Genomic DNA, 21,598 nt, shown 5'->3' on the forward strand with positions numbered 1-21,598 from the left:
TAAACGTCGCTACGGGCGTTCAGTGGGACGTTTGCTGTCCCCTAGTTGGGTGAGTTTGCATCGATTTCTGCGAAGACCTTTTGCGCCGTCTTGAACGCCGAGTTGGCCGACGGGACACTGCAATAGATCGCGGTCTGCAGCAGGATTTCCTTGATCTCGTCCCTGCTCAGGCCGTTGTTGAGGGCGGCCCGGACATGCATGGCCAACTCCTCCCAGTGACCGTGAGCCACCAGCGCCGTCAGCGTCACCGCCGAGCGCATCTGACGGCTCAACCCCGGCCGCGTCCAGATCCCACCCCAGGCAATCCTGGTGATCATGTCCTGGTAGTCCTCGGTAAAGGAATCCTTCGCGGCGTTGGCACGGTCTACATGCGCGTCACCGAGCACTTCACGCCGGACCACCATGCCGGCGTCGTAAATGTCCTGCGCCGTGGCCTCCGGCTGGACAGCCCCGTTCCGCTCTGAAGACAAGCTCACAGTCCGTTCTCCTTCATGAAGTTCCGCATCAAACCAGCCACGACGGCGGGCGCCTCGGCAGGCGCAAGGTGCCCGACGCCGTCGAGCGCTTCCGCCACCGCCAAGGTGCCACCCGCGCGGACACCCGAGACAATCTCCTCGGCGACCGACGGCGGCGCAACAGTGTCCTCGACGCCGGCAATCGCCTGTGTGGGGACGGTGATGCTGCCGAGCTGCTCGCGGACGTCGAACGCGGCGAGGGCTTCGCAGCAGAACGAGTAGCTGAAACGGTCTGCGTCGCGAAGGGCATGCAGCAACCGGCTGCTGATCTCCGGCTGACGGTCCATGAAGCCCTTCGCGAACCAGCGTTCGGCCGAACCCTGGATCATCACCGGCGTGCCCAGCGAGCGCACGGTTTCCGCCCGCTCCAGCCAGCCCTCCGGGGTGCCGAGCTTGGCGCCGCTGCACTGCACGGACAGGCTGCGGAGGCGGTCGCCGTGCTTGATGCCGAGCTGCAGGCCTGTGGCCCCGCCCAGCGAAACGCCCGCGTAATGGAACCTCGCGCCCGGAGCAACAGAGTCAACAAGATCGACGACGGCGTCAGCCAGTTCCGCGACATCGAAACCTTGCGTGGCGGCCGGCGAGATGCCGTGGCCGGGGAGGTCCCAGCCGATGACGTCGTACTCGTCACCGAGGAGGGCCGCGGTTTCGGACCACAGCACCGTGGAGGTACCAAGCGACGGGCCCAACACCAGGAGCGGCTTGGCTCCCAGTTCGCGCTGCGGGGACAGCAGCACAGCCTTGACGATTGGCTTAGCCACGGGGTGCTCCCTTCGTTGAAGCGGTGAATTCGGGATAGGCGGCAAGGATGCGGCGGCTTATTTCCGCAGCCTCGCCGAGGTAGCTTGCGGGATCCAGCAGGGCGTCCAGTTGGTCCTCGGAGAGTGCTTCAGCCGCGACGGCCTCCCGCAGCAGCTTGCGGTAGGTGTCCGCTTGCTGCGTTGCAGGCGCCGCCAGGGTTTGGTCGACGACGGCCTGCAGCTTTTGCTTCCCGTCCTCGCCCAGGAGGGGTGCGACGGCGGCCGACACACCTTCGCTCAGGAGCAGCGGACCGGAGATCTCCAGGTTCCGGCGCATGGCTTCGGGGAACACCCGGAGTCCCTCGCTGAGTTCACGCAGTTGGATCGCAGCGCCCAAGGCCAAGGCGAGCAACCGCCGCAACGCGGGCCATTCGGTGTGCCAGGCACCGTCGGGCCGCTCGTCGTTGAAGGTGCCGGCGGCCGAGTGGAGCTGGGAAGCAAGAGCCGGCGCCTGAAGTGCCGCACTGCGGATCAGCACGGAAAGCACGGGGTTCTGCTTCTGCGGCATGGCCGAGGAAACCCCGCGTCCGGCAGCCAAGGGTTCCCCGAGTTCGCCGACTTCCGGGCGGCTCAGGAACACGAGGTCCGCGGCGATCTTTCCGAAGGAATCCAGCAGTGAAGCCAGTGAATCACCAAGGGACGTGACAGCCAGGCGGTTGGTGTGCCAGGGTGCGGGCGCGGGGGTCAGGCCAAGCTTGGAGGCCAGCGAGTCAGCCAGGGTGAAAGGCGTGGAAGAAGTACCCGCAGTCAGCTTGGACCCGGATGCCAACGTTCCACTGGCACCGCCGAACTGCACCGGCAACTCCACTGCGGCCAACTTCGACGCCGCCGCAGCCACTCCTTGGAACCACTGCGCGGCCTTGAGCCCGAACGTGTACGGGAGGGCATGCTGCGTCAGGCTCCTGCCCACGCACAGCGTGTCCGCATGCTCTGCGGCCAAGGTGGCGAGCGCCGTCGTCGTGCCTTTGACCTCAGTGAGCAACGCCGAAACGGTGCGGCTTGCCAGCAGCATGAGGGCCGAGTCGAGGACGTCCTGGCTGGTGAGAGAGGTGTGTAAAGCGGAAGCCGCGCCGACCCCCGCGGCATCCAGGCTGCGCACGCGGGCGCGGAGTTCGCCCAGGAGCGGAATCACCGGGTTGCCGCCACCTTGGGCACGTTCAGCAATAGCGGCAGCGTCGTAGAAAGAGACGTCGGCGGCTTCGGCCACCACAGCGGCGGACCCTTCCGGGGCCAGCCCGGCTTCCTCGAGGACAGCCGCCCAGGCAGCTTCGACGTCGAGGATCGCCGCGATCACGGCACGGTCGCCCGTCAGTGCCGTCACCGCGGGCGAGGCAGTGACGGGGCTGAGGAGGCCGAAGTCGCCGTCGGTCATGACTGTCCCGAAAGGTCCAAGGACCCGTCCTGCTGGAAGTCCAGGAACACGGTCTCGTCCTCACCCTGAAGGCGGATGTCCCAAGTGAGGCCGCCGTCGGGGTCGCGGCGTGCGATCAGTGTCTTACGGCGCTCGGGCTCAAGGGAGCTAAGCAGCGGATCGTTCGCCAGCGCCTCCTCGTTCTCCGGCAGGTACACGCGGGTGAAGAGCCGGTTCATGAGGCCGCGGGCGAAGACTGCGACGGAGATGAACGGCGCCGCTCCGGCCTTGAGGGGACCGGGGTTGACAGTGGTGAAGGTGTAGACGCCGGAGTTGCCCACGGCGCCGCGGCCCCAACCCGTGAAGGTGTAGCCGTCGCGGACCAGGGATCCGGTGCGCTGGACGATGTTGCCCTCGGAGTCCGGCTGCCAGATTTCCAGGATGGCATCAGGGATGGTGTGGCCCGCGCCGTCGTACACGGTGCCCTGGAGGCGGATACTGCCGGGGCTGCCGGGTGCCAGGAGTTCGTTGTCCTTGTTAAAGGGAAGGGCGTAGCCGTAGAAAGGTCCGACGGTCTGGCCCGGTGTGGGTGTCAGCTTGCTCATGTGCTTACTCCTCGTCCCCGGCGTCGCCGTATGCTTCGTTCTCGGTCCAGGTCCGCTTGGAACCGGTCAGGATGATGTCCCACTTATAGCCGAGGGCCCATTCGGGGCTGGTCAGCTCGTGGTCGTACTGGGCCACCAGGCGGTCACGGGCGTCCTGGTCCACGATCGACTGGTAGATCGGGTCCAGCGGGAAGAGCTGGTCGCCCGGGAAGTACATCTGGGTGACGATGCGCTGGGTGAACTCCGAGCCGAACATGGAGAAGTGGATGTGGGCCGGGCGCCATGCGTTGAGGTGGTTCTTCCACGGGTACGCGCCGGGCTTGATGGTGGTGAAGCTGTAGGAGCCGTCGGCGCCGGTGATGCAGCGTCCGACGCCGGTGAAGTTCGGGTCGAGCGGTGCGGGGTGCTGGTCACGCTTGTGGATGTAGCGTCCGGAAGCGTTGGCCTGCCAGATTTCCACGAGCTGCCCGGCAACCGGACGACCGTCGCCGTCGAGCACGCGCCCGGAGACGATGATGCGCTCACCCTGGGGCTCGCCGTTGTGCTGGATGGTCAGGTCAGATTCCAGTGCGTGCACGTCCTGGTGCCCGAACGCGGGTGAGTAGAGCTCGATGGTCTCCGGGTCCGCGTGGTGCAGGCTCTTGGTGGGGTGGCGCAGGATGGAGCTGCGGTACGGCGCGTAGTCCAGGCGAGGCATGGTTTCCGGTGCCTTGCCGTTCTTCAGCGCCTCGGCATAACGGTCGCCGATCGACTTGATCTCTGCGCTGAGGTCCGCCTGCGTTTCCACCTTCTTGGAATCGTGCGCGGCGTGTGGCTCAGCTGGCGGCACGAGTTCCTCGGATTCGAGAGCCTGAACAGAGTTGGTTTGTGCGGTGTTGTCTTGCGGCACAACCGGCTCCTTTCTATGGATTCTTTGTCGGGTTCGGGCGGCTATGCCCGGTGGAGCGAGTCGTATTGGACGGCGTGGCGGACAGGTGCATTCGGGGCTCCGTAGCCGTCGTAGTTGCCCCGGCGCTCCACCATTTCGAAGAACACACTGCCCACTGTGGCGGTGTAGAAGTGAAGGAATTCGCCGTTGGCGTCCCGGTCATACAGGAGATTGAGCTCCTGGAGGGTGGCCAGGAAACCGGGTTCAAGATCGAACCGCGCATCCAGGTCCTCGTAATAGTTGGCCGGAATCTGCAGGAACTCGAGGCCACGATCTTTGGCGGCGCGGGCGGTCGCCACGAGGTCATCCACGGCGAACGCAATGTGTTCCTGGTAAGTCTTGCGTGCCTTTTCGGCCTGCTGCGCCGGAGCCAGGTTCAGCACCAGCCGGACAGCGCCGTTGCTGGTCTCCATGACCTGCGAGCGCACCAGGCCGCTGGGGCTGGGCACCTCGGCGAACGGCTGCGGCTCCAGGGCGAGGGCGCTCGTATAGAAGAGCACGGCCTCGTCGAAGTGCTGCCACGGCTGGGCCAAATTCACGTGGTCGATCACGGCTGATGTGCCGCTCGAAACGTGCTCCAGACCTTCGCCGAATTCGTGGGTCCAGGCAGCCGTGCCGTCCGGGTTTCCCTGGCACAGGAAGATCTCGGTGGAATCCGGAGCGGAGATGCCTTGGAACACTTCCTCGTCCGCCTGCACCTTGCGGGCGACCACAGGGGCCTTGAGCTGCTGGGCCCGGGCGGAGGCAATTACCGGGGAGTCGACGTCGAACCCCAAAGCGGCGATAGCCGGTTCGGTGTGCGAGGCCGCTTGTTCATTGATGATCACGCGGGCCTGGCCCATGGTCCACAACTGGACGTCCTTGGTGCGGTGCCGGCCCTCGAACTCGAAGCCGAGCTGGCCCAGGAGTTTTTCCAGCTGGGCGGTGTCGTCGGCCTTGACCTCGGCGAAGTTGAACCCGGCGGGCTCGTTCACCTTCGGCAGCGTGGCCAGTTCCATGGGATAACGACGGCGGGCCGCGCCTGCGTTGCCGGCGGCGGTGTCCGCTGAGGTGTCCGCCAGCCACTTGGCGCTCTGTTCTTCCAGCCAAATGAGTGAGCGCATCGCATCCACGGCCGTCCGCTCCACGTCCGATTGGCGAAACACATCATTGAAGACCTCCAAGGAGACCGGCCCGGTGTAGCCTGCGCGGACCACGTGGCCCATGAACTTGGCGAGTTCAAACTGACCTTCCCCGGGGAAAACCCGGTAGTGGCGGCTCCAGGACAGCACGTCCATGCTCAGCTTGGGGGCATCCGCTACCTGGACGAAGAAGATCTTCTCCGCGTTGATGTCCTCGATCGGCGCGGTGTCCCAGTCGCGGGAAAGGATGTGGAAGGAGTCCAGGCACGTGCCCAGATTGGGGTGGTCCACCATCTCCACCAGGCGGTAGGCGTGCTCGTAGTCGTTGACGTACTTGCCCCAGGCCAATGCCTCGTAGGCAACTTTGATCCCGTGGTCGCCCGCCAGTCCGGCGAGCTCAGCGAGCTGTTCCGCCCTCAGTTGGTCATCATCAATGGTCGCTGTGGCCACGTTGGAGCAGACCAGGATGGTGTCCATGCCAAGGCGGGCCATCAGCTTGAACTTGGCCTCCGCGCGCTTGAGGTTGGCTTTCAGCAAGTCCGGAGTGACGCCGTCGAAGTCGCGGAACGGCTGGTAGAGGTCCAGGCCCAGCCCCAGGTCCGCGGCCATTTTGCGGACATCTTCAGGACTCAGCGATGACGTGACGAGATCCTGTTCGAAGATCTCGATGCCGTCGAAGCCCGCGATGGCGCAGGCCTGCATCTTCTCCTTCAGGGTGCCGGACAGGCAGACGGTGGCGATTCCGGTGCGCATCAGTGGGCCGCCTTTGCGAACGTGCCGGCGGTGAGCGAGGCTGCAGCGTCTTCCAGGGCGATCAGCTCCAGGAAGTGCGTGCGCATCCGGTCCCGGTCGGCGTCCCTTCCGGTGAAGAGCTTGAAGGCGTCGGCCGCCTGCCCAACCGCCATGCGGCCGCCGTCGAGCACTGCGCAACCCTTGGCGCGCGCTTCGCGGACCAGTTGCGTCTCGATGGGGCGGTAGACGATGTCCGCTACCCAGTGGCGGGGTTCCAGGAGCGCGATATCCAGCGGCAGACCGGGGTGGGCAGCCATACCGACCGGCGTGCAGTGCACCAGCCCGTCCGCGAGGGGCATCAGCCCGGGCAACTCGTCCAGGCCACGCGGCGTGACGGTGGCTTCAGTGAAGAGGCTGCCAAGTTCGGCGGCACGCTCAGCCGCGCGGGCGGAATCCATGTCCACGAGGTCCAGGGTCTTTACCCCGGCTTTGAGCAACGCGTAGGCGACGGCGGAACCCGCGCCTCCAGCGCCCAACTGGACCACCCGGTCCAGCTTGGCTCCAGGAAGTCCGTCGGCGAGCGCCGAACCGAAGCCGGAAAAGTCCGTGTTGTGGCCGATGAAGCGGCCGTCCTGGATCAGGACCGTATTGACGGCGCCCAGGCGAGCGGCGTCGTCGGAAATCTCGTCAAGGTGCCCCAGTACCAACTGCTTGCAGGGGTGCGTGATGTTCAGGCCGTTGAAGCCCATCCGCTGGGCTGCTGTGAGGAGATCGCCGACGGCGGTGGCCGGCAATGCGAGTTCCAGCAGGTCGATGGGGCGGTACAGCAAGCGAAGGCCCTGCACATCGGCCTCGCGTTCGTGCATGGGCGGAGTGAGCGAGGGCATGACGCCTTCACCAATCAGGCCCACCAGAACGGATTCGGCTCGGTTGCTCATCCTCAAGCTCCTTTTACTTTCACGTCCCGCCGGTGCGTATCAACGCGGTCCCGACCGGGCGTATGACTCAGATTACTACAGTTGTTCATATTCCGCACGCTTGTTCTTATCGCGAACATCCTCAGCGTGCGCACCTTCGTTGCGGGGCCTGCTCTGCGTGCCATTCGGCGCACTTGGCGCGCAGAGCGGGCCTCGCAAGGCGAGGTCAGCGCTGGGGCAGGCGGGCCGCGAGTTCAGCAGCGGCTTCCTGGAGCGTTGGGACGTGGGCGACGAGCTCCTCCATGGTCAGGCGGAACACCGGCACCGCCACGGCCACCGAAGCGAACGCGTGGCCCTGCGAGTTGAGGACCGGTACGGCCACGGCGCGCATGCCGATCTCGTTTTCCTCATCCATGACCGCGTACCCCTGCCGGCGGACCTGCTCAATCTCCTCGCGGAACTTGTCGCGGTCCGTGATCGAGTGCTCGGTCAGCGCCTCAAGGGGCAACTCTTCAACGAGCCGCTTGCGCTCCAACTCGGTCTCGAAGGCCACGATCGCCTTGCCCACCGACGTCGTATGCAGCGCGCCGAGATGACCTGGATCGCTGGTCACGCGGAAAGTCTTGGGCCCATCCACCTTGTTGACCGTCAGGTGATGGTCGCCGTCGCGGACTGAAAGGATCGTGGCCTCATGCGTGCGCTCGGTCACCCGCTGCAGCACCGGAAGCGCCGTGGCGGCAAAGCCGTGATGATTGGAGACGCGCTGCCCTAGCTGGAAGACCCGCAAGCCAAGGTGATAGCGGCGGCCATCCGGTTCGTAGTCCACGAATCCGTCGCGGGTCAGTGAGCCCAACAGGCGGTAGGTGGTGCTGAAGGGCAAGTTCGCGCTGCGGGCGAGGTCGGCTGCGCTTGCCCCCTTTGGCTCGTTGCCGAGCAGCACCAACAAACTCAGGGCCTTGCCGACCATGTCGGTCTTTGTGTCCTCTTTCACACTCATATCTTGATGCTCTCACATAGTGAGAGCTATTTCTAGATAGTGATTACATCTCTTGACAAGTGACCGCACTCACAGCCACTATTGCTGTATTGCACAAGTAGCTCTCACCATGTGGTTACTTTCGGGAAGGGCCAGCCGCACCTCGCTCGCCCTTCCCTCCAGCTTTACCCGCGACATCGTTGTCACAGAAGGAACCTCCCATGAGCCAAACAATGCCGTCAGCGACGCCCGGCACTGAATCCGCAACCGGTACTCCCAAGAAAGCCGCACTCGCCAGCTTCCTCGGCAGCGCCGTCGAGTACTACGACTTCTTCATCTTCGGATCCGCAGCCGCGCTGATCTTCCCCCACGTCTTCTTCCCGGACGCCGATGCCAATGCGGCCATCATGTCCTTCGCGACCTTCGGTTTCGCCTACGTCGCCCGGCCCGTGGGCGCGATCATCCTTGGCCACTTCGGTGACCGGATCGGGCGCCAAAAAGTCCTCATGTTCACCTTGGTGCTCATGGGTGCCGCTACTTTCGTGATCGGCTGCCTGCCTGACTTCAAGACCATCGGCTGGTGGGCTCCGGTCCTCCTGGTCCTCGCCCGCCTGGCGCAGGGTCTCTCCGCTGCAGGCGAGCAGGCCGGCGCTTCGTCCATGACCCTGGAGCACGCTCCGGACAACCGCCGCTCCTTCTTTACCTCCTGGACCCTGACGGGTACCCAGGGCGGCCAGATCCTGGCTGCACTCGTCTTCATTCCGGTGGTGGCACTTCCCGACGAGATCAAATACGGCATCGGCTGGCGTATCCCGTTCTGGCTCAGCGCAGTGGTGGTGATGGTGGCCTACTTCATCCGCCGTACCCTGCACGAGCCGCCGGCATTCGAGGAAGCCAAGAAGAACAACCAGATTGCCAAGCTCCCCATCGCCGACCTCCTGAGGCTGCACTGGCGCGACGTTCTGCGCGTCGTTTGCTGTGCCTTTATCGCGGCCGTCAGCACCGTCTTCGGCACCCTGGCCATCAAATATGCCCAGGACGTAGCCCACGTCAACAGCACCATCACCCTGTGGTTGGTCGTTGCGGCCAACGTAGTAGCCCTGGGTACGCAGCCCCTGTTCGGCATGCTCGCAGACAAGATCGGCCGGAAGCCTGTCTTCATCTACGGAGCCGTGGCCAGCGCCATCATGACGCCGGTGTTCCTGCTGACCCTTGAAGGCGGAAACGTGCCGCTGATGTTCCTGGTCTCGGTGGTGTTCTTCTCCTTCGGCTATGCCGCAGCCAACGCCGTATGGCCTTCCTTCTACGGTGAAATGTTCAGCACCAAGGTCCGCTTCTCCGGCCTGGCCATCGGTACCCAACTCGGCTTCCTGATGGCAGGCTTCGCACCGGCCATCGTGACAGCCATGGGCGGCACCAAAGCAGGCGGTTGGGTCCAGATCTCCATCTTCAGCGGAGTGATCTGCGTGATCGCAGCAATCTCCGCCCTGACCGCCCGCGAATCGGCCAAGGTCCCGACTGCGCAGCTGGGCCTCTACAAGTAGGCCTACGCCCCACCAACCGAGCGCTCCTTCCCGGTTCCTGGGAGCGCACACCCTTCCTGGGGCGCACTGATGACGACAAACAGAATGCCCGGCATGTTCCCCGACATGCCGGGCATTCTGCGTCCGCCGCCAGGTTACCGCGGGTTCAGCGTCACCGGCTGGAACTTGCCGCGCCCCGACCCGGAGTACAGCAGCAGCGATCCGTCGCCGGCCACCCCGATGACGGCAGGATTCCCCGTGCCGGTAAACCCATTGCCCAACGCAGCCATGCCGGAGAACATATTCCAGCCCGATCCCAGGTAGGACGGGGCAAGGAAACCGCTGTTGCCATCGCCCGGGTACAGCCACAGGCCACCATCAGCAGTACGCCCCAGCAGGTCTTCCCTGCCGTCGCCATTGAAGTCGCCTGCTTGCAGCACCAGGTTGAACATGTCCCATCCGGAGCCGATCTGCTTGCGGGCCAGGAAGCCGCCCGTTCCGTTGCCGGGGTAGACCCAGAGCGTCCCGTCCGGAGAAGCCGCCACGATGTCCGGTTTGCCATCACCGGTGAAATCGCCGGGAGCCAGCAGCTGCGTGAAGCCTTGCCAGCCGGTTCCGATCTGCTGACGTGCCAGGAACTGCCCCTTCCCGTCCGTCGGGTAGAGCCACAGCGTCCCATCGGGGGCCCGTCCCACCAGGTCCGGATGTGAGTCGCCGTCGAAATCGCCCGCACTCAGCACGGAGTTGAACATGTTCCAACCCGATCCCACCTGGACCCTCGGCAGGAAACCGCCCGAACCGTTGCCGGGATACAGCCACAAGGCGCCGTCCTTGCCGCGCGCCAAAACGTCCGCCGCCCCGTCGCCGTCGAAATCCCCGGCCTCCCAGACCTGGCTGAAGGTGTTCCACCCCGTTCCGATCGTGAGCCGGTCAGCAAATCCGTTGCCGTCACCCGGATAGAGCGTCATCCCGCCGCCGGCCGCGGCTGCGAGGACGTCGGCCAGCTTGTCGCCCGTCAGGTCCTGGCCGCCAATGATGTCACCGGTACCGTTCCATCCGCTTCCGACGGCGGCACTTGGCAAGAAGCCACCCTTGCCGTCACCAGGGTAGACATACAGCGTTCCGTCGCCGGAACGGGCCAGGAGACCGGCCTTCCCACCGCCAAATGAACCCGCCGGGGCGAGCGTGTTGAAGACGTCCCAGCCTTGCCCGACCTGGACGGCGGCGAGGAACCCACCCGATCCGTTTCCCGGGTAGAGCCACAAACGTCCGTCAGTGCCGGCGGCGATGAGGTCGTTGCGTGAGTCGCCGTTGAAGTCGCCCACTGCCACCAACTGCGAGAACCCCTGCCATCCGAATCCCACTTGCGTTCGCGCCAGGAAGCCTCCCTTGCCGTTGCCGGGGTAAAGCCACAGTCCGCCGTCGCTGGTCCGGGCAAGGATGTCCGCGAAGCCGTCACCGTTGAAGTCCGCCGTGCCGAGAACGGCGTTGAATATGCCCCAGCCCGAACCGATCTGCGTGGGGTCACCCAAGCGGTTTCCGGGCATGCCACGGAACAAGAGCAAGGAACCGTCGGCCTCGCGCGAGATGACATCGGGGAGTTTGTCGCCGTCGAAGTCCCCGGCGGAGAAACGCATCCGGGTCTTGAGCTTCGGATCGGCGTTGATGGTTACCGTCGCGGAAGTATCGGAGATGGCCGTCATGGTCACCTGCGTACCGGTGTAGGTGGTGAAGGTACTGCCTTGCTGCCAGGCATGGTTCTTCGCGTACCAAGGTTCGGTGAAGGGAATGGTGGAAGGCATCAGGATCAGCGACGAAGCGACGGTTGCACCGCCTCTTTGGACAATCTTGACGCCCCTGTTGCCCTCCTGCCCGGCGTTGCCCAAGTAGGCGTCGTACTTCCCCACCGGTTGCCGGAGCTCAAGGAAGTAGACCTCTTTGCTCACGGGGTCGGTGAACTTGATGGCGCGCTGTGCGTCGGTTCCGCCCCAGGGTTTCAGCGTGTAGCTCTTCACGCCGCTCGCGATACCAACATCCCGGATCTCATCGCCCCGGCCCAAGCTCGCATAGTCCCAAAACGACGAGCTGACCACCGGCTGGGCATACTGCGCCGCACCCATGATGTCAGTCGTGTCGCCGTATTCGCGGATGTAGCAGGAGGGGTCGGTGAACCTCCCGCTGCTGTCCGTTCCGACGTCCGAAACGCCGCTACCGCACTGGAGGGCATCGGCGTGCATCAAGCCGATGACGTGCCCGAACTCGTGGGTCATGACGTTGTTGGAGAAGCTGCTGAGCTGGGGCATCAACACACGGCCGCTGTAGCTTCCACTGCTGTAGCCGGCGCCGAGCGCGTTTGCGGAAAGGGTGGAAGTCGGGATGAGAATCACCAGCGCCGTATAGGGGCTGGCCGACCATTTCAGCTCGCTGGTGATGGTGGACATGATGGTGGGGTAACTGTCGGTGGAACGGGCGCTGGACTGGAAACCAGCCACCCTCGAGTCCACCGTCATGGACAGTCGGCCGGCCGTCATGCTTTGCCAGTAGCCACTGGTGGCAGCGACCGCTTGCTCGGCGCCGCTCATGGAAACCGTGTTGCTGTTGTCCGCCAACTTTGCGGTGACCAGGCGGATACGGATATCGCCGTTGGGACCGGCCGCTGCCGCACCTTCACTGAAGAGGCCTTCGACGCCGGCACTTCCCTTGGCGGGTTGGGGCGAGGCCGTGGGCGGAGTCTCGAAGACGTGCTCCGAATGCGGTGTCCCTTCAACGAACCTGACGTTCGGATTATCGGGGGATGGCAGCGGCACGGCCGTTGCCGGAGCCTGGACAAAAAAGAGGCCGGTGGATAAAAGCACCAAGCCCGTGGACACCGCGATTGAACGCCGCAAGAAACCCATGAATTCTCCCTGGGGTGGAGTTTGCGGTTCCCTGAGTCTCAAGAACCGACATCAGGGTACAACCGCCCCGGTGGAGCCCCGTGGAACCTCCCCTCCAGCGGCGGCGCGTCACGCCGAAACGCTGGCAGCGCGCAATGCTAACCGGACCCTAACCACGCCGAAATACGGCGGCAACAATGCCCCGCCACACTGGAATAGCCGGCAACTGCAGGCGCAAGCTCCAGCCAGGAGGACACCATGCTGAAGGAAGTCAAAACTCAAACAACACGTATACGCGCGATCAGCCAGCTCCACCGAGGAGACGAGATCGAGGCCCGCCTGTCGGTGGGCCCCGCCTATGACGACGTGGTGATCCGCCGCGGACTGGTCCAGGAAACGGCGCCCGGGATCGGCGTTGTATGGATCATGGACCACGTCTCCGGGATGAGGAAAGCCATCAATACCGACGAGTGCACTGTTTGGCGAGTCGCCTGAGCCACCCGGAAGTGGACACCACCCCAAGTGGACCCAGGCTCGACCCCAAACGCTCCCTCAACCACCGGCCACGGACTGGATAATCAAGACCTCCTGGCCGCCCGTAACCTCCGTATCCAGCCCTTTGAGTCGCCGGACCTCGTCGCCGTTCACGTAAATATTCACGAAACGGCGGAGCGCTCCGGTTTCATCGCGCAAACGCCGGGCCAGCACTGGATAATCTCCAGTCACAAAGTCCAGCAACTGTCCAACGGTCACAGCTCCGTCGGCGGACGCAGTCAGGTAGGACTGTCCGCCGACGAGGGGCTGCAGGACGCCAGGCAGCACCACCGTAATGTCAGCCACGCCGGACCTAACCGGGCACCGGGGCGCTGGCAGTATCGTCCGGAGTTCCGGCTACTTTCGCAGCTGTCTCGACGACCTTCGCAGCCTCCGCCAGCACCGACTCTTCGGCGGCTGCCGGCGGTACTTCGGCGTCCGTTGGGTTCCCAACCACGACGGCGGCCCTCACGCAGAGCACGTCCGGCAGGTGTGAGGCCACCTCGGTGAAAGTCTCGCCCTCGTCGGCGCTGGCATAGACCGACCCGCCGCGGGTTCCGAAGTAGACGCCAACCGGTTCTGCTGTGTCTACGGCGGCGGCGTCACGCAACACGGCGTTGTATTCGTGGTCCGGTAAACCGGTATGCAGTTCGGTCCAGGTGTTTCCGGCATCGTCGGTCCGGTGCACGCTGAGCCTGCTGTCAGGTGGGATGCGTTCGCCGTCGGCTTTCAGCGGGATCACCCAAGCCGTGCCTTCGCGGCGGGGATGGGTGAGCATGACGAAGCCGAAATCGGCAGGCAGTCCCTCGGCGATTGAGTTCCAGTTTTCGCCGTCGTCATCCGTGCGGTACACGCCGTGGTGGTTCTGGGCGTAGAGCCGGCCCTCCACCTTGGAGTCGGCCGCAATCTTGTGGACGCACTGGCCGAACTCGGGGTTGGGGTCCGGCATGAAGTACGCCGAGATGCCCTTGTTCCGGGCCTCCCAGGACGTGCCGCCGTCGAGCGATCTGTAGACGCCGCCCGTGCTCATGGCGATGTGGACCTTCTCCCCTGACGGGTCCACCACAATCGAGTGCGCCGCCGCCCCGCCGTAGCCTGCACCCCACTCACTACGGTGCGGGTGGTCCCACAGCCCGCGGTTCAACTCGAAGTGCTCGCCGCCGTCGATCGACTTCCACACGGAAATCGGTTCGCAACCAGCCCAAACCACGCCGGGGCGGGACTCGGCATCCGGGTAGATCTGCCAAATGCGTTCCAAGGCGGCATCGGTGCCGTCCGGGAACTTGATGGCGCCCTGCTCGGGCTCGGTCCAGGTAGCGCCGAGGTCATCCGAGTGGGCGACGGTGGGTCCCCAATGCTCGGAGCGGACGCCCACCAGGATGCGTGTTTTGCCGTCCCGCGTATCAATCCCGATGCTCGGTATCTCGCTCATCAGGAAGTACGGGCCGGAGAGGGACCAATCCTTGCGGTCGGTGCTGGTTGCCAGCCATAGTCCCTTCTTGGTCCCGATCGCCAAGACATAACTCTGTGCGGTATTTGGGGTTGCCATGAGACCCATCGAACCATCGTGGTGTGGGGAGGGCAATGGGTTCATGCGGGCTATGTGGAAAGCTGCGGACCCCGGTGCCCGTCTCCCGCGGGAGACGCCGACGTTTGGTGGCCGGGCTGTCCGCCGATTGGACCTCAACATTTGTTGAGGTTTTAGGGTTAGAGTGGCCTCGGAACCCCGGGACCGCAACGAAAGCACAGGATATGCCCCTCTCAAGTGCCCCAGCGGACGCAACCCCAGCAATGACCGACCTCTTCAGGAATGCCTTCCGCTCCCACCCTGCGGGCGTAGCGGTGATAACCGCCGTCGGAGTATCCGGGCCGGTGGGACTGACGGCCTCCTCGCTCGCTTCGGTTTCCGCCGATCCGCCCGCGCTCTCGTTCTCCCTGTCCGGAAGCCGATCGGCGGAGCAACTGATCGAGGCGGAGACGGTTTTGGTGCACATGATGGATGCTGCGCAGGTGGAGCTCGTGAAGCTGTTTTCCAAGCCTGGCACAGAGCGGTTCACCTCCGGAATGAACTGGAGCACCCTGCCCACCGGCGAACCCCTGCTCCTGGACGCTCCGTGGGCGCTGCGCTGCCGGATAACGCACCGCGTGCCCGTGGGTGCGTCGATCCTCCTGGCCGCGGAGGTCCTTGACGTGCTGACAACTCCGGGAAAGGCCGCGCCGCTGGTCTATCACGACCGGGCCTTCCACCGGCTCACGGACGAGTCCCGGATGGACTAGCTGCGCCGGACGGCGGACGGCACCCAAAGGGACCATCCGCCGTCGGGCTCTACGCGAAGTACCTCATGCCTCCAGCGTCACAGTGGTGGCGCCCGGTTCGCGCGCTTCCTGCAGCTCCAACAGCTCGGACCGCAAAGCCGGGTCCAACGCGGCATCGAGCACGGTCAACGCGATGACCGTGGCGCCGTCCACCACGGCATCGTCGGCCTCGGGAGTAATGGCGTCGGCCGTAAAGTCAGGGTGGTGTGGCACAGCGGTGCTGTTGCGGACCACCACCATGCCGTGCACGGAAGGAAGCACCTGCGAGACATTGCCCATGTCCGAGGAGCCGCCCCCGAAGACCGGGGTGTGGTCCACCGGACGGCCGATGCCTTCCATGTTGGCGTCCCACAGACTGCCCAGTCCGGCGTGGGTGTCGATCGGGGCATAGGGGTGTTCGGTCTGCCGGTGTGTCCAGGTGCATCCCGTTGCGATGGCCGCGCCTTCGAAGCAGGCGATCACGCGCCGCTTGAGGCCGCGCCACACATCAACGTCCCCCGCGCGGACTTCCACCTGCACGGTGGATTCTCCTGCGATGACGTTGGTGGCTCCGCCGCCGTGTGAAATGAAGGCGTTCGTGTTCGCGTTTTCAGGCAAGTGCTGGCGCAGCACTGCCATGTTCATCAGGGCCAGGCTCGCGGCGGCCCCGGCGTTGACGGCTTTGTCCGGCGCACCGGCGGCGTGGGCCTCGCTGCCTTTGAACTGCACCTCGAACCGCTCCACGGCGGCCATGCTGAAGGCCGTGGCGCTGCGCTCCACCCCCGTCATGCCGTGCACCATGAGCGAAAACGCGGCGTCTTCAAAGGCCCCGGCCTGCAGGAGCGAAACCTTGCCGCCGCCATGCTCCTCGGCGGGAGTGCCCAGGACCTTGATGCGCAGCCCGGCGGCGTCGGCCACGGGCTTGAGGGCCAACGCGGCACCGACGCCCGCGGCTGCGATGATGTTGTGGCCGCACGCATGGCCTACCTCGGGCAGGGCGTCGTACTCGGCGCAGATCACCACTGTCAGTTCGCCCGTACCGTAAGTGGCCTCGATCGCCGTCGGAATTCCGTAGGCACGTTCGGTGACGTCGAAACCGCCCTCGCGCAGGGCGGCAGCGACGGCCGCCGCTGATTCATGTTCTTCCCAGGAAATTTCGGCCAGCGCGTGCACTTTATGGCTGAGTTCCAGAATGGAGGGTACGACGGCGGTCGCGGCCTCGCGAACGGCGTCGCGCAGGGTTTCCTTGGAGGTGATGTCAATCGAAACAGTCATTGTTCCTATCCTTTTGTTGAGGTTCAGTTGGCGGGTTCGAGGGCCTGCTCGGCGGCAGGGTCCTGCCGCAGGGATGCGTGGTGCTCGGCGGCTTCGGGTGCGGTTTTGGCCTGCCGGATGAAGAGCACTGCGATAGCGAAGAGGACACACAGCCCCGCGCAGATCCACCAGACAGCGTGGAAGGAGAACTGCGTGGCAACACGTGGTCCCGATGCCGAGGCAGTGGTGAGGGCCGACATGAGCAGTGCGAAGAGCGCACCGGCAACGCCACCCGCAGCGGTCCGGGCAGTGTTGTAGAGGCCGGACGCGATGCCGACCGAGTCGGCGGCGGCACGCTGCACCACCAGCGTGGGAAGCGTTCCGCTGACGACGCCCGTGCCGAGGCCTGCCACCACCAGCCACACCGTGAAGGTGACCAGGGTTCCGGGTGCCAGGATCATAAGCACGTAGGCCACTGCCCCGAGGAGCCCGCCGAAGGCAACGGTTCGCGTGCCGCCGAGGATGCGGGAAAGGCGGTGGGCGAAGGTCGCTCCCAGGAAGGCTGCCAGTGCCATGACGCTGAGCAGGATGCCGGCAGCGGACGCGGCGGCACCAAAACCGAATCCCAGCGTCGCGGGATCCGAACGGAGGTAGACCGAGATGGGCGCCTGGGCTCCGAACAGTTGGGCGCCGAACAGGAAGGCAACCACGATCGGCAGGCCGATGCCTCCACGAAGGAGCATGTTAAGGTCCACCAGCGGGTGTTTGATGCGACGGGCGGACACCACCCAGCCCGCGAGCAGTGCAACACCAACCAGCATCGAGATCCCGACGGCGACCGACGGCCAAGTGGCCAGGTTGGACGCGCCACCGAGGACGGCAACCAAGCCGCCACCCAGCAGGACGGCGCCGAGGTAATCCACCTTGCCTGTACTGCGAAGCGGGGTTTCCTTGACGAAGACGGCTATACCGGGGATGCAAAGAGCCATGAAGATCGCCGGGAAGAGAAGCGTGAGGGAGAGGCTGCCTGCGGCGTCGAGGACGATGCCGGACAAGAGGCCGCCGATTGTGGCACCAAGAGTCAGCGCTGCGACAAGCCGGCCGATGCTGCGTCCTGACGTTTCAGAATCACGCTGATGGACAATGGCGAATTCCAAGGGCAGGAACACAGCCAGTGGAGCCTGGATCGCGCGGCCCAACAGGAACAGTTCGTAGTTCGGCGCGAAGGCAACCAGGACGGATGCTGCGGCGACGATCGCCGTGGCGATCATGAGGACGCGCTTGTGCCCGTGGATATCGCCGAGCTTGGACAGGAGGGGAACAACGAGGACCGTCGCCAGCAAGTAAGCGGCACTGATCCAGTTCAGCGAGGCGGCCGAAACACCGTAGTGTTCCCCGATCGATGAAAACAAAGGACTCAGCCAGCCTTGAAGGATTCCGCTGCCGAGTTCCATGACAATCAGGAAGCCTACGGCTCCGGCGGCGGGGGACTTCTGCGCAGTAGTACGCATGTGCGCTCCGATGTGAGAAGAAGTGAACGGGATCACACCATGATTGGAGCGTCATGTTTCTGTTAGATGAAATTGAAGCTTTCCATGGATTATCTTGCTCCTATGCAGGAAAACGTGCTGGATCCCCTCGAGGAGCGGATCATCCATGCTTTGCAGATCGAGGGCCGGGCCTCGTGGTCCGAGCTCGCACCACTCCTTGGGGCGGATGCCGTGACGCTTGCCCGACGCTGGGAATCCCTTCGCGAACGGGGACTGGCCTGGGTCACCGGGATCTTCACCGAAGGGGCCAGCGCCTTGGTGGACATCACCTGCATGCCCCAGCACACTGCGGAAGTGGCGCAAGAGCTCACCAAAATCCCGGCTGTCATGACACTCGACCACACTTCCGGCGGACGGGACCTGCTGGCCACCGTGCTCGCAGAGAACCCCCTGGCAATTTGGGATGTGGTGACCAACCGGATCGGAGCCCTTGACGGCGTCCGGAACACGCAAACACACCTGGTCACCGAGATGATCATGGAAGCATCGGCCTGGAGGCTGCGTGCGCTCACTCCGGCGGAAGCCGGCAAGGTGGCCAAACCCAAGGCACCGCGGGCCAGGGCCCCCCGGACCGTGCATCCCGACGTCGAACAGGCACTGCGGCATTGCCTGCTGGAGGACGGACGCCGACCGGTTAGCCGCATCGCCGCTGAACACGGGTTGAGCGAACAACGCGTGGCAGACGGGTTGGCCAGGATGCGGGCAGACGGTCGGCTGCGGCTACGCACGGACGTGGCCCGCAGTGTCACCGGCTGGCCCGTCTACGCCTGGTACTTTGTGCGAACCGCAGCCAAGCACATCCAGCAAATGCGGGGGCTCATGGCCCAAATTCCCGAGGCCCGGACAGCCCTTGCCGTCGCCAGCCAATACAACCTCGTGGTGGCGGTATGGCTGCGCGAAATGACGGACGTCATGCGCTTCGAAGCCGCCCTCGAAGCTGCTGTTCCGAGTGCTCGGATTGTGGATCGCAGCGTCGTATTCCGGATGAGCAAGCATCTTGGCCACGTCATCGACGACGACGGCCGGGCTACGCTCGGGTTCGTCCATCCCTTCACCCCGTAGCAAACGGGTCCGGATCACGGGCAAAGTTTGTGGAGTTAAGGAATCTTCCCTAGGGTGCAAAGCATGCTAAGTATGCTTAGCTTTTAGGCCATCGGTCGAACACTGCTGGTTTCACGCATCCTGAGGAGAAATTCAAATGGCGGAAAAGAAGAGCAGCATCCACATTCCCGGAGCCCCCGGGGGCGAGCCGGCCAGCCTGGAAGAACCTACGACGCCGAGGGAGCCCCTGCCGCCCAAGCCGGACCAGCGCGCCCCCGAGGCCGTCTCCCCCACCGGCACCCCCACGGGAGCGCCCGAGACCTCGCGCGCCCAGTCCGGCCAATACCTGACAACCGCCCAGGGGCTCCGCCTCAGCGATACCGACCACTCACTGAAGGCCGGCCCGCGCGGCCCCATCCTGCTGCAGGACCACCACCTGCGGGAAAAGATCACGCACTTCGATCATGAGCGCATTCCTGAGCGCGTGGTGCATGCCCGCGGCGCCGGCGCCCACGGAGTATTCCGCTCCTACGGCACCGCAGCCAACATCACGCGCGCCGGGTTCCTGGCCAAGGACGTGGAGACCCCTGTCTTCGTGCGCTTTTCCACCGTCCTTGGTTCGCGGGGCTCAGCGGACACGGTTCGCGATACCCGTGGCTTCTCGACGAAGTTCTATACGGATGAGGGCACCTACGATCTTGTGGGCAACAACATCCCGGTCTTCTTCATCCAGGACGGCATCAAGTTCCCCGACGTCATACACGCAGGCAAGCCCCATCCCGACCGCGAGATTCCGCAGGCCCAGAGCGCGCATGACACCTTCTGGGACTTCGTCTCCCTCCACACCGAGGCGCAAGCACACACCATGTGGAACATGTCCGACCGCGGGATTCCGCGCTCATACCGGACCATGGAAGGATTCGGCGTCCACACCTTCCGGTTCGTGAACGCTGAGGGCCGCACCACCTTGGTGAAGTTCCACTGGAAACCGAAGCAGGGCGTCCACTCGCTGGTCTGGGAAGAAGCCCAGATCATCAACGGCATGGATCCCGACTTCCACCGCCGCGACCTCGCCGACGCCATTGAAGCGGGCGCCTACCCCCAGTGGGAACTCGGCGTCCAGACCTTCCCGGACACCGAAGACCAGATGTTTGAGGGTATCGATCTTCTGGACCCCACCAAGTTCGTGCCGGAGGAACTGGCTCCGGTCCAGCCCATCGGCATCATGACCCTCAACGCCAATCCCACCAACTTCTTCGCCGAAACCGAGCAGGTGGCCTTCCACCCGGGCCACCTGGTCCCGGGGATCGACGTCACCAACGACCCCCTGCTGCAGGTGCGCCTTTTCTCGTACCTGGACACGCAGATCTCCCGGCTGGGCGGGCCAAACTTCGGCCAGATCCCGATCAACCGCCCGCAGGCACCGGTCAATGACATGCTGCGCGACGGGATGCACCAGCAGGCGGTCCACAGCGGAGTCGCCCCCTACCGCCCCAACTCCCTCGACGGCGGCTGCCCGTTCCGCGCCGGACAGGACGTGGGTGCGTTCATCGACGTCCCGGAGGAAATCGCCGCGTCGCTCAAGGAGCGCCGGAACCCGGCTTCCTTTGACGACCACTACAGCCAGGCGGGGCTGTTCTTCCGCAGCCTGAGCCCGATCGAACAGGACCACGTGATCCAGGCCTATACGTTCGAGCTTGGCAAGTGCTACGAGAAGTCCATCCGCGAACGGCAACTCGCGGCTTTGGCCAATGTGGACGCCGATCTGTGCGCCGCCGTCGCCAAGGGCCTTGGCCTCCCGGCGCCATCGGCAACCGTCGACGTGCCGGAGGCCGAGACCAGCCCCGCCCTTTCGCAGGTGGGGAAGACTTGGCCCGTAGCCGGCCGCATCGTGGGAATTCTAGCGGACAAGGACAGCGACCTTTCCGCCGTGGAAGCGGCCCGGCAGGCCCTGGATGCTGAGGGCATCGTTCCGCTGGTGATCGCACCTGACGGCGGCTTCCTCGGAGCGGAGGGCGACGGCGGAATCCCCGTGCAGCGTACGTATCTCACCGCACGCTCAACGGAGTTCGACGCCGTCGTCGTCGCAACGGCCGCCACTCCGGCGCCTGACGCGGCACCCGGACTCGATGCCAAGGCCGGCGCTCCCGGCGACGCCTTGGATCCGCGGGCGGTGCTGCTCCTGACCGAGGCGTTCCGCCACGCCAAGGCCATTGCTTCCCTGGAGAGCGCATCAGGGGCTTTGGCAGCGGCGGGCATCCCCGAAAGCGCTCCAGGGATCGTTTCCGGAACGGACGCAGCAGCCCTGGTGGGCCAAGTGACCGAATTGCTGGCTGCCCACCGGGTTTGGGAGCGGTTCCCTGCCGTTTCAGCCTAGAGGCCTGCGCTTTCATCAGGCCTGATCCCGGTGCCGATCCGCCGGACCGGCCGCCCACCAACGGATTTTCCGTTCGGTGGGCGGCTCCCGGCCGGGGCCTGCCGGATACATTCCACATTCCCCTCGACATTGTTAATAAGGTTCCTTAGTATTAAGACTTCAGTCGGTTTCATCCTGAAAACGGGCTGACCGGCCCGGCTCCT

At 64.8% G+C, this 21,598-nt stretch carries 18 protein-coding genes; 5 read left to right on the plus strand and 13 right to left on the minus strand.

Features of this window, described 5'->3' with window-relative positions:
• Positions 1-41: 41 nt before the first annotated feature.
• From pcaC to ACIPY2_RS12250, 8 genes are all read right to left on the minus strand, one after another.
• Complete coding sequence (gene pcaC, locus ACIPY2_RS12215) at positions 42-476, minus strand: 4-carboxymuconolactone decarboxylase (RefSeq protein ID WP_400266652.1); 435 nt, start codon at positions 474-476, stop codon at positions 42-44.
• The gene (locus ACIPY2_RS12220; RefSeq protein WP_400266653.1) at positions 473-1,276 is read right to left on the minus strand and encodes an alpha/beta fold hydrolase; all 804 of its coding nucleotides are present in this window, start codon (positions 1,274-1,276) and stop codon (positions 473-475) included. The genes pcaC and ACIPY2_RS12220 overlap by 4 nt, the downstream gene beginning before the upstream one ends.
• Positions 1,269-2,687 carry a lyase family protein gene (locus ACIPY2_RS12225; protein WP_400266654.1) on the minus strand — a complete coding sequence of 473 codons (1,419 nt, stop codon included), beginning with the start codon at positions 2,685-2,687 and terminating at the stop codon, positions 1,269-1,271. Before ACIPY2_RS12225 ends, ACIPY2_RS12220 begins: the two co-directional genes overlap by 8 nt.
• On the minus strand, positions 2,684-3,271 hold the full coding sequence (gene pcaG / locus ACIPY2_RS12230) for a protocatechuate 3,4-dioxygenase subunit alpha (protein WP_400266655.1): 588 nt from the start codon (positions 3,269-3,271) through the stop codon (positions 2,684-2,686). The genes ACIPY2_RS12225 and pcaG overlap by 4 nt, the downstream gene beginning before the upstream one ends.
• A gap of 4 nt (positions 3,272-3,275) precedes the next feature.
• Positions 3,276-4,160, minus strand: a complete 885-nt coding sequence (gene pcaH, locus ACIPY2_RS12235; RefSeq protein ID WP_400266656.1) for a protocatechuate 3,4-dioxygenase subunit beta — start codon at positions 4,158-4,160, stop codon at positions 3,276-3,278.
• Between the two features lie 41 nt (positions 4,161-4,201).
• Positions 4,202-6,073 carry a bifunctional sugar phosphate isomerase/epimerase/4-hydroxyphenylpyruvate dioxygenase family protein gene (locus ACIPY2_RS12240; protein ID WP_400266657.1) on the minus strand — a complete coding sequence of 624 codons (1,872 nt, stop codon included), beginning with the start codon at positions 6,071-6,073 and terminating at the stop codon, positions 4,202-4,204.
• The gene (locus tag ACIPY2_RS12245) at positions 6,073-6,990 is read right to left on the minus strand and encodes a shikimate dehydrogenase (protein WP_400266658.1); all 918 of its coding nucleotides are present in this window, start codon (positions 6,988-6,990) and stop codon (positions 6,073-6,075) included. Before ACIPY2_RS12245 ends, ACIPY2_RS12240 begins: the two co-directional genes overlap by 1 nt.
• Before the next feature lie 205 nt (positions 6,991-7,195).
• On the minus strand, positions 7,196-7,966 hold the full coding sequence (locus ACIPY2_RS12250; protein ID WP_400266659.1) for an IclR family transcriptional regulator: 771 nt from the start codon (positions 7,964-7,966) through the stop codon (positions 7,196-7,198).
• A gap of 200 nt (positions 7,967-8,166) precedes the next feature.
• Here ACIPY2_RS12250 and ACIPY2_RS12255 point away from each other — a divergent pair, with 200 nt between their 5' ends.
• Positions 8,167-9,489: an MFS transporter gene (locus ACIPY2_RS12255; protein ID WP_400266660.1), complete on the plus strand. Its 1,323-nt coding sequence runs from the start codon at positions 8,167-8,169 to the stop codon at positions 9,487-9,489.
• A gap of 134 nt (positions 9,490-9,623) precedes the next feature.
• On the opposite strand, the gene ACIPY2_RS12260 is transcribed toward ACIPY2_RS12255, so the two are convergent.
• Complete coding sequence (locus tag ACIPY2_RS12260) at positions 9,624-12,365, minus strand: FG-GAP-like repeat-containing protein (protein ID WP_400266661.1); 2,742 nt, start codon at positions 12,363-12,365, stop codon at positions 9,624-9,626.
• Positions 12,366-12,602: 237 nt separating this feature from the next.
• Here ACIPY2_RS12260 and ACIPY2_RS12265 point away from each other — a divergent pair, with 237 nt between their 5' ends.
• A complete protein-coding gene (locus tag ACIPY2_RS12265) occupies positions 12,603-12,839 on the plus strand; it encodes a hypothetical protein (protein WP_400266662.1) in 237 nt (78 codons plus the stop codon).
• A gap of 57 nt (positions 12,840-12,896) precedes the next feature.
• Here ACIPY2_RS12265 and ACIPY2_RS12270 read toward each other — a convergent pair whose 3' ends face one another.
• On the minus strand, positions 12,897-13,184 hold the full coding sequence (locus ACIPY2_RS12270) for a MoaD/ThiS family protein (protein WP_400266663.1): 288 nt from the start codon (positions 13,182-13,184) through the stop codon (positions 12,897-12,899).
• Positions 13,185-13,191: 7 nt separating this feature from the next.
• Positions 13,192-14,436, minus strand: a complete 1,245-nt coding sequence (locus tag ACIPY2_RS12275; RefSeq protein ID WP_400266937.1) for a WD40/YVTN/BNR-like repeat-containing protein — start codon at positions 14,434-14,436, stop codon at positions 13,192-13,194.
• 233 nt (positions 14,437-14,669) lie between these two features.
• Between ACIPY2_RS12275 and ACIPY2_RS12280 the strand changes: the two genes are divergently transcribed.
• On the plus strand, positions 14,670-15,155 hold the full coding sequence (locus ACIPY2_RS12280) for a flavin reductase family protein (protein WP_400266664.1): 486 nt from the start codon (positions 14,670-14,672) through the stop codon (positions 15,153-15,155).
• Between the two features lie 63 nt (positions 15,156-15,218).
• Here ACIPY2_RS12280 and ACIPY2_RS12285 read toward each other — a convergent pair whose 3' ends face one another.
• Entirely contained in the window at positions 15,219-16,448 is a 1,230-nt protein-coding gene (locus tag ACIPY2_RS12285) for an amidohydrolase (RefSeq protein ID WP_400266665.1), read from the minus strand.
• Between the two features lie 23 nt (positions 16,449-16,471).
• Positions 16,472-17,938 (minus strand): MFS transporter, encoded by a 1,467-nt coding sequence (locus tag ACIPY2_RS12290; protein ID WP_400266666.1) that lies wholly within the window; start codon positions 17,936-17,938, stop codon positions 16,472-16,474.
• A 102-nt stretch (positions 17,939-18,040) separates the two neighbouring features.
• Between ACIPY2_RS12290 and ACIPY2_RS12295 the strand changes: the two genes are divergently transcribed.
• On the plus strand, positions 18,041-19,039 hold the full coding sequence (locus ACIPY2_RS12295) for an Lrp/AsnC family transcriptional regulator (protein WP_400266667.1): 999 nt from the start codon (positions 18,041-18,043) through the stop codon (positions 19,037-19,039).
• A 136-nt stretch (positions 19,040-19,175) separates the two neighbouring features.
• Positions 19,176-21,395, plus strand: a complete 2,220-nt coding sequence (locus ACIPY2_RS12300; protein ID WP_400266668.1) for a catalase — start codon at positions 19,176-19,178, stop codon at positions 21,393-21,395.
• Positions 21,396-21,598 lie beyond the last annotated feature (203 nt).

It is taken from the genome of Paenarthrobacter sp. NPDC089675 (assembly GCF_044749185.1).
Taxonomy (GTDB): Bacteria; Actinomycetota; Actinomycetes; order Actinomycetales; family Micrococcaceae; genus Arthrobacter.